Here is a 12422-nt window from a genome sequence, read left to right as displayed (position 1 = left end):
TCATACGATGATCGTGACATGCGCACTTCACCGTCCGTCGTCCTGGCCGGTTTAGCCCTGGCACTCCTGTCCTCCGCCTGCGCGGATCCAGCCACGGACCGCGTCGCGCTGGTGGGCGCGCCGTCGCCGTCGTCGTCCACGACGATGCCGCCCGAGCCCGGGCACCGGACCACGGGCCCCGCCGTCCACCACCCCTACCCGCCGGCCACCTCCCTGGCCGACCCCATGGCGACAGGAGCGCCGCTCGCGCCGACGGGCGAGCCCCGGTTCTTCGTCTCGGCGGGAGCCCCCGTCGCCCGTTTCCCCCGCGACTCGAAGACCGCCGGGCAGACGCCGGTCAAGCCCGCCGTCCACGACGCGGAGACCGGCGAGTTCGTCGCGGACGTGCCGCTCCCGCCCGGCGTCGAGAGCTCCTGGCACCTCGTGGCCGCCGCCCGGGACAACCGCACGTTCGCCATCGCCGGCTGGACCGGCCGCCGGGACCCGGCCATCGTCTTCTTCCTGGTGCGGCTCGGCGAGGACGGGCGGCCGGGCGAGCCGGTGGCCGTCACGCAGACCGGCCCCGACGAGCTGCGCCTGATCTACGACCTGGCGCTGAGCGCCGACGGCACCCGGCTGGCCTACGCCACGCCGCTGCTCGGCGGCGGCGCCAAGATCTCGGTGCTCGACGTCGCCACCGGCCGGCGCAGGGACTGGACGACGAAGACGCACTCGATGGTGAGCGGCCTGTCCTGGGCGCCGGACGGCCGGTCGCTCGCGTACGTGACGGGTGGCCGGGCCATCGCCGTGCTCGACCTCACCCGCGCGGGCACCGTCCTGGAGGGCGCCACCTCCAGGACCGTCATGAACGCCGAGGGCGTCCGGCTGATCGAGTCCGTCGCCCACACCCCCGACGGTGCCGCGCTGATCTACGCGGCCGGGCACACCGTCGAGCGCGTCGCCGTGTCGGGCGGGCCCGCGCGCGTCCTGGCCCGGCCCGAGCTGCCGCCCGGCGCGTCGCTGAGCCTGCGCTTCAGCGTCGAGGGGACGGGCGAGCACCTCCTGTACGTGCACGGCGGGCGCGCCCACCGGGTCACTCTCGCCGACGGCACCGCCACCTCGGTCCCGATCGCCCCGCAGAAGGGCGAACCGCCGCGCGCGGCCTGGTGAACGGTGTTGAATGTGGCGGATGTTCGATGATCCACTGCGACGACTCAGCACCGCCGCCCACCGCATCCGCGAACTGGCAGGGAACAGGACCGGGACCGGCCTGGGCCACCAGGACGCCGACGACGACACCGGCACCATCGGCACGGACGGCGCCCGCGGCTTCGACCCGTTCCCCCTGCTCGAAGCCCTCCACCGCAACGGCGTGCGGGCCGTGGTGATCGGGCAGGTCGCCGGCATCATGCACGGCTCCACCGAGCTGACCGGCGACCTCGACCTGCTCTGGGACGGCGACCCCGCCCACGCCCCCGCCCTGGCGGCCGCCTTCGCCTCCGTGGACGCCCGGCTCACCGGCGAGAAGGGCGACGCGCTGCCGCTGCGCCCCGAGTCGTTCCTGCGCCCCAAGGTGGAGTTCACCGCGACCGGAGCCGGTGGCGACTGCTGCACCCCGGCGCTCCCCTGGGGGGACCTCGACGCCCGCGAGTTCCTCGGCCGCGCGCTCACCGCGTCCGGCCCCGGCGGCCTGGAGGTTCACTACGCCTCACGGGAGGACCTGATCCGGATGCGCCGCGCCATCGGCCGTCCCAAGGACCTGCGGCGGGCCGCCGAACTGGACGCGCCGGGCTGACCGTCGGACGATTTTTTCTCCAGGTCGCCTGGCTGCCCCCAACGTGAGACGTGGATGTCATGTCCGCATGTCGACATTGGCGCGAGGACCCTTCAGGGAAGGACGCGCGCCCATGACGATCTCTCTTGGCACCGGCTCTCTTGACACCGGTAGGTACACGGTCGGCATGGCCACCAGCGCCGCCGACCTCCAGGCGGCCCAGCGGCTGCGATACGCGGTCTTCGCCGGGGAGTTGGGGGCGCGGCTCGACAGCCCCGTCTCCGGCCTCGACGCCGACCGGTTCGACGCCTACTGCGACCATCTCCTCGTCCGGGCAGGGGACGAGGTCGTGGGGACGTACCGGCTGCTGCCGCCAGGGCGCGCCGAGCGGCTCTACTCCGACGCCGAGTTCGACCTGGCGAACCTGCGGCCCATCAGGAAGGGGCTGGTGGAGGCCGGCCGCACCTGCGTCCACCCCGACCACCGGGACGGCGCGGTGGTGGCCCTGATGTGGGCGGGCATCGCCCGCTACATGGTCTCGGGCGGCCACCAGTGGCTGGCGGGCTGCTGCTCGGTGCCGCTCGACGACGGGGGCGCGCTGGCCGCCGCCGTGATGGAGCGGGTGCCGCTCGGCCCCGAGGAGCACCGGGTGCGCCCGCGCACGCCGTGGCGGCCGGGCCGGGCGGCGCCGCCCGACCGGTTCGTGCCGCCGCCGCTGCTGCGCGGCTACCTGCGGCTGGGGTCGTGGGTGTGCGGGGAGCCCGCGCACGACGCGGACTTCGGCACGGCCGACTTCTTCATGTTGCTGTCCATGGCCAACGTCAACGCCCGCTACCTGCGCTACTTCCTCGGCGAGCCGCTGTGAGCACCGTCCTGCCGCCCGCCGCGCGGCTCAACCCGTGGCGCCCCATGGGGCCGTGCACGCCCGCGGCCTGCATCGGGGACCCGGCCTCCGCAGTGGGCCGCGTCCGGCGCGCGGCCCGGCTGCTGGCCGCGGTCACGGTGGTGCTGGGCGGCGTGCCCGTGGCGCTCGTCGCCCGCTCGTTCACCCGGGCGCGGCTCACGAGGCTGTGGGCGCTGCTGATGCTGCGCGCGCTCGGGATCCGCCTGGAGGTTCACGGGACAGGTGGTGCCGGTGAGCTGGTCGTGGCCAACCATGTCTCCTGGCTCGATCCGCTGGTCGTCGCCGCCACGGTGCCGTCCAGGCCGCTCGCCAAGCAGGAGGTCGCCGGGTGGCCGGTGATCAGGACCCTGGTGGCGGGGGCCGGGGCGCTGTTCATCGACAGGGAGCGGCTCATGGCGCTGCCGTCCGCGGTGGCCGCCGTGGCCGGCGCGCTCAGGGCGGGGGACACGGTGGTCGCCTTCCCCGAGGGAACCACGTGGTGCGGGCGGGAGATGGGCGGGTTCCGTCCCGCCGTGTTCCAGGCGGCGATCGACGCGGGGGCCGCCGTCAGGCCCGCCACGCTGCGCTACCGCGAGGGGCCGCTGCCCTCCACCCGCGCCTGCTTCGTCGGCGACGACTCGCTGCTCGCGTCGCTGCTGCGGGTGACCGCCACGCGCGACCTGGTCGTGGAGGTGACGCTGCTGCCTCCGGTACGGCCCGAGCCCGGTTCCGGCGGCCCGCGTGCGAGAGCGGAACTGGCCGGAATCTCCGAGGCACGCGTACGTGCGGGCGTCCCGGGCCGCCACCTCGAAGGAGAAGGCGTTTGATGCGGCCATCTCGATGGTAGATGGCCCTTTAGCAGGGGATCTGGAGATCGCCCCGCTATCGGAAGCCTTCGTCAGGGAAGGCGTGATAGGCGGTCTCCGCGGTTGAATCGAGACCGCCGGATCGGGGGAACCCAATGCGCAAGACGCTCACCGGGCTGGGCCTGGCGTTCTTCTTGACGCTAGTACCGGCCGCCGCGGCAACGGCGGACACGCCTGTCGAGCCGGTCGCGCAGAGCCAGGTGACACCGGCACCGCAGGACAACAACAGGGACGAGGGCGGCGGCAACGCCGGCCTGTGGGGCCTGCTTGGCCTGCTCGGCCTGCTGGGTATGGCCGGCATGCGTAAGCAGCGCAACCACGTCGGCACCGCAGAGCACATCCCGCACCGCACCACGCGCCCGTAACAGGGCCCGGCCCCGGCCTGCGGGCCGGGGTGCGTCTCCACCGGGTGACACGGCTGCCGGCAGGTCGGCCGTGTCACCACTTTGATCGGCTTCCCATATAAGGTTAGGCTCCCCTTATTTAGTGTGGCCTTACCTTCCGAGGAGTCGTCCTTGACCCGCGTGCTCGCCCTCGTGGCGCTCGTCCTGATCACCATCGTGGGCTGCGGCTCCACCCCGCCCGCCGCCACACCGGCGCCCCAGGCGTCCTCGTCCGGCGCGTCAGCGGCCTTCCCCGTGACGCTGCCGCACAAGTACGGCGACACCACCATCCCGGCCGCCCCCGAGCGCGTCGTCACCGTCGGCCTGCTGGAGCAGGACTCGCTGCTCGCCCTCGGCATCGTCCCGGTCGGCACCACCGAGTGGTTCGGCGAGTACCCCGGCGCGATCGGCCCCTGGGCCGAGGCCAAGCTCGGCGGCGCCGCCCGCCCCCAGGTGCTCAAGGACACCGGCAGCGGCCCCCAGTTCGAGAAGATCGCCGCGCTCAACCCCGACCTGATCCTGGCCCTGTACTCCGGGCTGACCAAGGAACAGTACGAGACGCTCTCCAAGATCGCGCCGACCGTGGCCCAGCCCAAGGAGTACATCGACTACGGCATCCCGTGGCAGGAGGTCACCAAGCGGGTCGGCACCGCCGTCGGCAAGGCCGCCGAGGCCGAAAGCCTGGTCAAGCAGGTCGAGGACCGCTTCGCCGAGGAGCGCGCCAAGCACCCCGAGTTCGCCGGCCAGACCGGCCTCATGGCCACCCTCTACGAGGGCTACTTCATCTTCGGCAGCCAGGACCCGCGCAACCGCCTGCTCGGCTCGCTCGGCTTCCAGCTCCCCGCCAACCTCGACCAGGCCATCGGCGACAAGTTCGGCGCCAACATCAGCCGGGAACGGCTCGACCTGCTCGACACCGGCGTGATCGTCTGGAGCGTCACGGACGTCGCCAAGGGCGAGGAGACCCTGCACGGCGACACCGTCTACAAGGCGCTCGACGTGGTGAAGCAGGGCCGCGAGGTCTACCTGCCCGAGGGCACGCCGCCCAGCGACGCAGTCGCCTTCCTCACCGTGCTCAGCCTCCCGTACGTGCTCGACACGCTCGTCCCGCGGCTGGCCGCCGCCGTGGACGGCGACCCGGCCACCAAGACGACCTCGTGAAAGCGCTCGCGGCGGCCGTCGTCGCGCTGCTCGCGGTGTGCCTGCTGTCGCTCTCGCTCGGCGCCCGCGCCATCCCGCTCGACCAGGTGGCCGCCGCGCTCGCAGGAACGGCGGGCGACCAGGACGTCCTGGACGTCATCTGGTCCGTACGCGTCCCGCGCACCCTGGTCGGCATCCTGGCCGGGGCGGCGCTCGGCCTGTCCGGCGCTCTCATGCAGGCGCTCACCCGCAACCCCCTCGCGGACCCCGGCGTGCTGGGCGTCAGCGCCGGGTCCGCGTTCGCCGTCGTCCTGGCCATCGGCGTGTTCGGGGTGGCGGCGCCCGCCGGGTTCGTCTGGTTCGCGTTCGCGGGGGCGCTGGTGGCCAGCGTGGTCGTGTACACGCTGGCCGGGCTCGGCCGCGACGGCATGACCCCGGTCAAGCTGGCGCTGGCGGGCGTCGCCACCACGTTCCTGCTCAGCTCCGTCACCAGCGCGTTCGTGCTGGTGGACCCGGAGTCGCTGAGCAGGTACCGGTTCTGGTCGGCCGGCTCGCTGTCGGGGGCGGGCGGCGAGCTGCTGCCGCAGCTCCTGCCGTTCGTGGCCGCAGGCGCGGCGCTCGCCCTCTTCTGCGGCTCCGCGCTCAACAGCCTGGCGCTCGGCGACGACGTGGCCAGAGGGCTGGGCCGCCGCGTCGGCCTGGTACGCCTCCAGGGCGCGGCGGCCGTGATGCTGCTGACCGGCTCGGCCGTCGCCGCCATCGGCCCCGTCGTCTTCGTCGGGCTCGTCGTGCCCTACGCGGCCCGCGCCCTGGCCAAGGGCGGCGGCCGTTCCGAGGCCGACCACCGGCTGCTGCTGCCGCTGGCGGCGCTGCTGGGGCCGTGCCTGCTGCTGGCCGCCGACGTCCTGGGCCGGATGGTGGCGCCGCCGATCGAGGTGCAGGCGGGCCTGCTGGTGGCGTTCGTCGGCGGCCCCTTCTTCGTCGTCCTGGCCCGCCGCCGACGCCTCGCGGAGCTGTGAACATGCGCGCAACCCTGTCGCCCGGCCGGGCGCTGCCCTTCCGGCTGGCCGTCCCGCCCGTCTCCGGCGTGCTGCGGCCCCGCACCATCCTCGTCGGCGTGGCCGCCGCCGTCGCCGCGTTCCTCGCGTTCTGCCTGGGCATCGGCCTCGGTGAGGTCAGGCTCGGGCTCGGCGAGGTCGTCGCCGCGCTGCTCGGCGGCGGCGAGCAGGGCACCGCGTTCGTGGTGCACGAGCTGCGCCTGCCCAGGGCGCTGACCGGGCTGCTCGCCGGGATCGCTTTCGGCGTCTCCGGCGCGCTGTTCCAGACCATGACCCGCAACCCGCTCGCCAGCCCCGACATGATCGGCGTCACCCAGGGCGCGGGGGTGGCCGTGGTGGCCGGGATCGTGCTGGGGGTCGGCAGCGGGCTGGAGCTGCTGGGCTTCGCGGGGGCCGTGACGGCGGCGCTGGTCACGTACCTGCTGGCCTGGCGGCGCGGCACCACCGGCGGGCGCATCGTGCTCGTCGGCATCGGGCTGTCGTGGATGTGCACCAGCGCCACCGAGTACCTGATGGTCACCAGCGGCGACTTCCAGGCCCAGCAGGCGCTGGGCTGGCTGTTCGGCAACCTCAACGGCCGCACCTGGGATCACGTGGCCCCGCTCGCGCTGGCCCTGGCGGTGCTGGTGCCGGTCGCGCTGCTGCTCGGCAACTGGACCAGGGTGCTGCAGCTCGGGGACGAGGTGGCGGTCGTGCTCGGCGCGCCCGTGCAGGCGGCCCGGCTGGCGCTGCTCATGACGGGCGTGGCGCTGGTGGCCTTCGGCACGGCGGCGGCCGGGCCCGTGGCGTTCGTCGCCCTGGCCGCGCCGCAGATCGCCCAGCGCCTGTCGCGCGCCGCCTGCCCGCCGCCGCTGGCGTCGGGGCTGACCGGGGCGTTCATCGTGCTGGGCGCGGACCTGGTCGCGCGGCTGCTGATCCCGGACGTGGAGCTGCCGGTCGGCGTGGTCACCGGCGCGCTCGGGGCTCCGCTGCTGCTGTGGCTGCTGGCCAGGACGAGGCGCCGGTAGCGTCCAGCACGGCGGCGGGAGGGCCCTGGGCGACGAGCCGCCCCTCGTCGAGGAGCAGGCAGTGGTCGGCCCGTGCGGCCTCGGCCGGGTCGTGGGTGACGTGCACGATCGTCACCCCGCGGGCGCTCTCCCGCTCGATCACCCCCGCGATGTGCTCCCTGGCCGCCGCGTCCAGGCCGGTCGTGGGCTCGTCCAGCAACAGCAGGTCAGGCTCCTGCGCGAGCCCCTGAGCCAGCAGCACCCGCTGCCGCTGCCCCCCGGACAGCGTGCTCAGCCGCCGCCCGGCCAGCGACGACACGTCCAGCGCGGCCATGCAGGCGTCCACGACGGCCCGGTCGTGCGCCGTCAGCCGCCGCCAGGGGCCGCGCGACGCCCAGCGGCCCATCGCCACCGTCTCTCGCACCGTGATCGGCAACGCGTCGGACACCGCGTCGCGCTGCACCACGTACCCGGGCCGGCGCGCGCCGCCCGGCTCCACCGTGCCGTGGACCGGCCGGATGATCCCGGCCAGCACGCCGAGCAGGGTGGACTTGCCGGAGCCGTTCGGGCCGACGACGGCGGTGACGCGCGCGCGGGGCAGGCGGGTCGACAGCCCGCGCAGGACCGTTCTGCGGCCGTAACCGGCCGTGACGTCCGTGAGCACGACCGACATGAGGCTCCCCTCGTAACGACAACGGTTTTCATTGTAGAGGGCCGTCGGCGGGAGCCCGAGCCGGTGCGGTCATCAACAAATCAGATGTAGAAGCGCAACAACTTCTGTTGGACAGGGGTCTTCCCGGCGGGCGAGGATTCCAGTCGAAGTGGAGGTTGTGGGTTTTGAGTGAAGAAGTCGAAGTCCTCGTCGTCGGCGCGGGCCAGGCCGGCCTGGCGATGAGCGAGCATCTGACCGACCGCGGAGTGCCGCACCTCGTCCTGGAACGGCACCGCGTCGCGGAGCGCTGGCGCTCGCAGCGGTGGGACTCCCTGGTGGCGAACGGGCCCGCCTGGCACGACCGTTTCCCCGGCCTGGAGTTCCTCGGCCTCGACCCCGACGCCTTCGCGTCCAAGGAGCAGATCGCGGACTACTTCGTCGCGTACGCGGAGAAGATCGGCGCGCCGATCCGGTGCGGCGTCGAGGTGACGTCGGTGCGCAAGCACGACGGGCGGCCCGGTTTCCGCGCAGAGACCTCGGACGGCGCCATCGACGCCCGGTTCGTCGTCGCCGCGACAGGACCGTTCCAGAAGCCGGTCATCCCGCCGATCGTCCCCGACGGCGCGGTTCCCGTGCAACTGCACTCCAGCGGCTACCGCAACCCGGAGCAGTTGCCCGGCGGCGCCGTCCTGGTGGTCGGGGCGGGGTCGTCCGGGGTGCAGATCGCGGACGAGCTGCGGCGGTCCGGCAGGCGCGTCTACCTGTCCGTCGGCCCCCACGAGCGGCCGCCACGCAGCTACCGGGGGCGTGACTTCTGCTGGTGGCTCGGCGTCCTCGGCAAGTGGGACGCGGAGACGCCGCCCCAGGGCGCGGAGCACGTCACGATCGCGGTCAGCGGCGCGCGCGGCGGCCACACCGTCGACTTCCGCGACCTGGCCGCCCGGGGCATCCACCTGACCGGCCTGACCGCCTCGTACGACGACGGCGTGGTGCGGTTCTCGCCCGACCTCGGCAGGAACATCGCGGCGGGCGACGCCGGCTACCTGGCGCTGCTCGACGAGGCCGACGCCTACGTGACGCGCAACGGCCTCGACCTGCCCGAGGAGCCGCTGGCCCGCCGCTTCGGGCCCGACCCGGAGTGCGTGACCGACCCGCTGCTCGAACTCGACCTCGCCGCCGCCGGCGTCACCTCGATCGTCTGGGCCACCGGGTTCGCCACCGACTACGGCTGGCTCCAGGTGGACGCGTTCGACGAGAACGGCAGGCCGCGGCAGCGGCGCGGCGTGTCGCCGGAGCCGGGCGTCTACTTCCTCGGCCTGCCGTGGCTGTCGCGGCGCGGATCGAGCTTCATCTGGGGGGTCTGGCACGACGCCAGGTACGTGGCCGACCACATCACCACCCAGCGCGGCTACCTCTCCTACGGGACCGCCGCCGACCTGACGGACAACGCTGTGAAGGCCGCCACGTGAACGCACCCATCGTCGCCGGGGGACACACCCGGATCCGCCCGTTCAACACCCGCGACACCTACCCCGAGCAGAACCTCGACAACGACCTGTGCCAGGCCGTGGTCGCCGGCAACACCGTCTACGTGCGCGGCCAGATCGGCCAGGACCTCGACACCAGCGAGTCGGTCGGCGTCGGCGACGTCGAGGCCCAGACGGAGCGGGCGATGGCCAACATCGACCTGCTCCTGAGGGAGGCGGGCGCGCGGATGGAGCACCTGGTCAAGCTGACCGTCTACCTCGTCGATCCGCGCTACCGCGAGCCCGTCTACCGCACGATCGGGCGCTGGACCAGGGGCGTGCACCCGATCTCCACCGGCCTGGTCGTCTCGGCGCTGGCCCGCCCCGAGTGGCTGGTCGAGGTGGACGCCGTCGCGGTGATCCCGGAGGGCGGACAGTGACGTTCTCGATCCTGGCCGTGGACGGCGACGGCGCCGTCGGGATGGCCGTCACCTCCTCCAGCCCGGCCGTGGCGGCCCGCTGCGTCCACCTGCGGGCCGGCGTCGGCGGCGCCGCCTCGCAGAACGTCACCGACCCGCGGCTCGGCACGGAGCTCCTGGACGCCCTGGAGGCCGGCGCCGGCGCCCGCGACGCGCTGGACGGCGTGGTGCGCGGGCGCGAGCTGATCGAGTACCGGCAGCTCACCGTCCTCACGCTGAACGGCGAGGCCGCCACGTTCTCCGGCGCCCAGACCCTCGGCGTGCACCACGCGCGCGCCGGATCAGGCGTCGTCGCCGCGGGCAACATGCTCGCGGGCACCGAAGTGGTGGACGCGGTCGTCGAAGGCTTCGGACGCTCGGCGGGAGAGCTGGAGGAGCGGCTGCTCGCCGGGCTCGCCGCCGGGCTGGCGGCCGGGGGAGAGGCAGGCCCCCTGCACTCGGCCGGGCTGGCGGTCGTCAGGACGGTCCCGTGGCGCGAGACGGACCTGCGGGTCGACTGGAGCGAGGACCCCGTCGGCGAGCTGGGCGGGCTGCTGAAGCTGTGGCTGCCGCAGCGCGACGACTACGTCACCCGCGGCCTCGACCCGACCGCCGCGCCGTCGTACGGCGTGCCGGGGGACGAGTGACATGACGGCCGCCGAGAAGGAACGCGCGGCGCGGTCGGTCTCCGCTGACGCCGGGCGGCTGATCGGGCTGTCCGAGCGGTTGCACGCCCATCCGGAGACGGCCTGGCAGGAGCACCGGTCGGCGCGCTGGGTGGCCGAGACGCTCGACGAGGCCGGGTTCACCGTCACCCCGGCCTACCTCGGGCTCGACACCGCCTTCCACGCGACGTACGGCAGCGGGCCCTTCCGGCTCGGGCTGTGCGCCGAGTACGACGCCCTGCCCGGCCTCGGGCACGCCTGCGGGCACAACCTGATCGCGGCCATCACCGCCGGCGCGGCCCGCGCCCTCGCGCCGCTCGCCGACACGGCCGGGCTGACGATCGAGGTCTACGGCACCCCCGCGGAAGAGGGCGGGGGAGGGAAGATCGAGCTGCTCGAACGCGGCGCGTTCGCCGGGCTGGACCTGGCGATGATGGCGCACCCGGCACCCGTGGACGTGGCGGAGGCGGAGGCGTTCGCGGTCTCGCACTCCCACGTCTCCTTCCGCGGCAGGGCCGCCCACGCCGCGGCCTACCCCGAGCAGGGCGTCAACGCCGCCGACGCGTTCACCATCGCCCAGGTCGCGATCGGGCTGCTGCGCCAGCAACTGCCGCACACCGTCCGCGTCCACGGGGTGATGACCAACGGCGGCGAGGCTCCGAACGCGATCCCGGCCCGCACCGAGGGCAGATGGTACGTGCGCGCCGAGAGCCTGGCGCGGCTGGCCGAGACGGAGGAGAAGGTGTGGCGGTGCTTCCAGGCCGGCGCCCTGGCCACCGGCTGCGAGCTGGAGATCACCCCGGAGAGCAAGCCGTACGCGGAGTTCCGCAACGACGAGCGGGCGCTGCTCGCCTACCGGCGCAACGCGGAGCGGCTGGGCCGCCGCTTCGACGACGGCTCGCCGGCCCGGCGGATGAACAGGGCCTCCACCGACATGGGCAACGTGTCGCAGCTCGTGCCCGCGATCCACCCCTACGTCGGCATCGGGTCGCTCCCGGCGCTGAACCACCAGCCGGAGTTCGCCGCGCACTGCGTCGGCGGCGACGCGGAGAAGGCGCTGCTCGACGCGGCGACCGCGCTCGCCTGGACGGCGCTGGACGTCGCCGCGGGCTGACACCGTCGTCCCCTGGTATCGTGCCTGGTCAGGCTTGCCGCTGGGCCGAGTGCAGGAAGGGGGCGGCGTTGAAGGCCCCCTCGTTCACCCTGGTGCAGCTCCGCTACTTCGCGGCCGCGGCCGAGCTGGGCAGCATGACGGCCGCCGCCCGCGAGCTGGTCGTCTCGCAGTCGGCCGTCTCCACCGCGGTCGCGCAGCTGGAGAAGGAGCTCGGCGTTCAGCTCCTGCTGCGCCATCACGCGCGCGGCCTGGCGCTGACGCCCGCGGGCAGGGCCTTCTACACCGAGCTGCGCGGCTTTCTCGCGCACAGCCAGGAGCTGGCCGACAGCGCCGCGAATGCGGGCAGAGAACTGGTAGGCGCGCTTATCGTGGGCTGTTTCGACACGCTCGCGCCTTTCTGGCTGCCGCATCTCGTCGCGAAGTACGGCGCCCAGCACCCGGCCGTGAGCATGGAGGTTCTGGAAGCCCCGCACGCCGCCCTGAAACAGAATCTGCAATCGGGCGCCTGCGAAGTCGCGTTGATGTACGCCTACGAACTCGGCGAGGACTTCGAAACCACCCGGGTCGCCTCCGCGCCCCCGTACCTGCTGCTGCCGCCCGGCCATCGCCTGGCGCACAGAAAACGCATCCACCTCGCCGAGCTGGCCGAGGATCCGGTGGTGATGCTGGAGCTGCCGCACACCTCCGCCTACTTCCACTCGCTCTTCCAGGAGGTCGGCGTCGAGCCGCGCGTACGGCACCGCACGGCCGGCTACGAGACGGTGCGGTCGATGGTCGCCGCAGGTCACGGCTACGCGATCCTCAACCAGCGGCCCGCCCACAGCTACACCTACGGCGGCGGGGCGCTGGTGACGGTCGCCCTGGCCGACGACTTCCCGGCGCTCGACGTCGTGGCGGTGCGGATGAGACAGGCCCGGCTCACCCGTAAGGCGGAGGCCTTTGTAGAGGTCTGCCGTGAAGTGGGAGCCTCGCTTACCGGATGAATTGTGTCGGGGGTG

Annotated in this window: 14 protein-coding genes; 13 read left to right on the top strand and 1 reads right to left on the bottom strand. The window is 73.7% G+C overall.

Annotated features, from left to right (window positions below; all coding sequences use genetic code 11):
- Nucleotides 1-18: 18 nt before the first annotated feature.
- The 8 genes from FXF51_RS16470 to FXF51_RS16435 all read left to right on the top strand — a co-directional run bounded on the left by FXF51_RS16470 (nucleotide 19) and on the right by FXF51_RS16435 (nucleotide 7090).
- Nucleotides 19-1149 carry a WD40 repeat domain-containing protein gene (locus tag FXF51_RS16470; RefSeq protein WP_148435332.1) on the top strand — a complete coding sequence of 377 codons (1131 nt, stop codon included), beginning with the start codon at nucleotides 19-21 and terminating at the stop codon, nucleotides 1147-1149.
- A gap of 19 nt (nucleotides 1150-1168) precedes the next feature.
- A complete protein-coding gene (locus FXF51_RS16465) occupies nucleotides 1169-1774 on the top strand; it encodes a hypothetical protein (protein WP_262379571.1) in 606 nt (201 codons plus the stop codon).
- 112 nt (nucleotides 1775-1886) lie between these two features.
- Nucleotides 1887-2618, top strand: a complete 732-nt coding sequence (locus FXF51_RS16460) for a GNAT family N-acetyltransferase (RefSeq protein WP_148435330.1) — start codon at nucleotides 1887-1889, stop codon at nucleotides 2616-2618.
- Nucleotides 2615-3463, top strand: a complete 849-nt coding sequence (locus tag FXF51_RS16455) for a lysophospholipid acyltransferase family protein (protein WP_222871312.1) — start codon at nucleotides 2615-2617, stop codon at nucleotides 3461-3463. Before FXF51_RS16460 ends, FXF51_RS16455 begins: the two co-directional genes overlap by 4 nt.
- 134 nt (nucleotides 3464-3597) lie before the next feature.
- Nucleotides 3598-3867, top strand: coding sequence for a WGxxGxxG family protein (locus FXF51_RS16450; protein WP_148435329.1), 270 nt, complete (start codon nucleotides 3598-3600; stop codon nucleotides 3865-3867).
- Nucleotides 3868-4026: 159 nt separating this feature from the next.
- Nucleotides 4027-5046: an iron-siderophore ABC transporter substrate-binding protein gene (locus FXF51_RS16445; protein ID WP_262379587.1), complete on the top strand. Its 1020-nt coding sequence runs from the start codon at nucleotides 4027-4029 to the stop codon at nucleotides 5044-5046.
- Nucleotides 5043-6044, top strand: a complete 1002-nt coding sequence (locus FXF51_RS16440; protein ID WP_148435327.1) for a FecCD family ABC transporter permease — start codon at nucleotides 5043-5045, stop codon at nucleotides 6042-6044. Before FXF51_RS16445 ends, FXF51_RS16440 begins: the two co-directional genes overlap by 4 nt.
- A 2-nt stretch (nucleotides 6045-6046) precedes the next feature.
- Entirely contained in the window at nucleotides 6047-7090 is a 1044-nt protein-coding gene (locus tag FXF51_RS16435) for a FecCD family ABC transporter permease (RefSeq protein ID WP_148435326.1), read from the top strand.
- Here FXF51_RS16435 and aztA read toward each other — a convergent pair.
- On the bottom strand, nucleotides 7029-7742 hold the full coding sequence (gene aztA / locus FXF51_RS16430) for a zinc ABC transporter ATP-binding protein AztA (RefSeq protein WP_148435325.1): 714 nt from the start codon (nucleotides 7740-7742) through the stop codon (nucleotides 7029-7031). The two genes, FXF51_RS16435 and aztA, sit on opposite strands and share 62 nt — an antisense overlap.
- Before the next feature lie 164 nt (nucleotides 7743-7906).
- On the opposite strand from aztA, the gene FXF51_RS16425 reads away from it, so the two are divergent.
- From FXF51_RS16425 to FXF51_RS16405, 5 genes are all read left to right on the top strand, one after another.
- Nucleotides 7907-9190, top strand: coding sequence for a flavin-containing monooxygenase (locus FXF51_RS16425; RefSeq protein WP_262379569.1), 1284 nt, complete (start codon nucleotides 7907-7909; stop codon nucleotides 9188-9190).
- Complete coding sequence (locus FXF51_RS16420) at nucleotides 9187-9627, top strand: RidA family protein (protein WP_187414406.1); 441 nt, start codon at nucleotides 9187-9189, stop codon at nucleotides 9625-9627. Before FXF51_RS16425 ends, FXF51_RS16420 begins: the two co-directional genes overlap by 4 nt.
- Nucleotides 9624-10292, top strand: a complete 669-nt coding sequence (locus FXF51_RS16415; RefSeq protein WP_148435324.1) for a DUF1028 domain-containing protein — start codon at nucleotides 9624-9626, stop codon at nucleotides 10290-10292. Before FXF51_RS16420 ends, FXF51_RS16415 begins: the two co-directional genes overlap by 4 nt.
- Before the next feature lies 1 nt (nucleotide 10293).
- Nucleotides 10294-11424 carry a M20 family metallopeptidase gene (locus FXF51_RS16410; RefSeq protein ID WP_148435323.1) on the top strand — a complete coding sequence of 377 codons (1131 nt, stop codon included), beginning with the start codon at nucleotides 10294-10296 and terminating at the stop codon, nucleotides 11422-11424.
- A 68-nt stretch (nucleotides 11425-11492) separates the two neighbouring features.
- On the top strand, nucleotides 11493-12407 hold the full coding sequence (locus FXF51_RS16405) for a LysR family transcriptional regulator (RefSeq protein ID WP_148435322.1): 915 nt from the start codon (nucleotides 11493-11495) through the stop codon (nucleotides 12405-12407).
- Nucleotides 12408-12422: the final 15 nt, after the last annotated feature.

Origin of the sequence: Nonomuraea sp. PA05 (assembly GCF_008086045.1) — a bacterium.
Classification (GTDB): domain Bacteria; phylum Actinomycetota; class Actinomycetes; order Streptosporangiales; family Streptosporangiaceae; genus Nonomuraea; species Nonomuraea monospora.
The sequence above is the reverse complement of the archived record's forward strand: the minus strand, read 5'-3'. Positions and strand labels throughout refer to the sequence as shown.

Excerpts from the sequence above, each read along its gene's own strand:
- FXF51_RS16470 (WP_148435332.1), top strand. The coding sequence starts at position 19 with ATGCGCACTTCACCGTCCGTCGTCCTGGCCGGTTTAGCCCTGGCACTC.
- FXF51_RS16465 (WP_262379571.1), top strand. The coding sequence starts at position 1,169 with ATGTTCGATGATCCACTGCGACGACTCAGCACCGCCGCCCACCGCATC.
- FXF51_RS16460 (WP_148435330.1), top strand. The coding sequence starts at position 1,887 with ATGACGATCTCTCTTGGCACCGGCTCTCTTGACACCGGTAGGTACACG.
- FXF51_RS16450 (WP_148435329.1), top strand. The coding sequence starts at position 3,598 with ATGCGCAAGACGCTCACCGGGCTGGGCCTGGCGTTCTTCTTGACGCTA.
- FXF51_RS16435 (WP_148435326.1), top strand. The coding sequence starts at position 6,047 with ATGCGCGCAACCCTGTCGCCCGGCCGGGCGCTGCCCTTCCGGCTGGCC.
- aztA (WP_148435325.1), bottom strand. The coding sequence starts at position 7,742 with ATGTCGGTCGTGCTCACGGACGTCACGGCCGGTTACGGCCGCAGAACG.
- FXF51_RS16410 (WP_148435323.1), top strand. The coding sequence starts at position 10,294 with ATGACGGCCGCCGAGAAGGAACGCGCGGCGCGGTCGGTCTCCGCTGAC.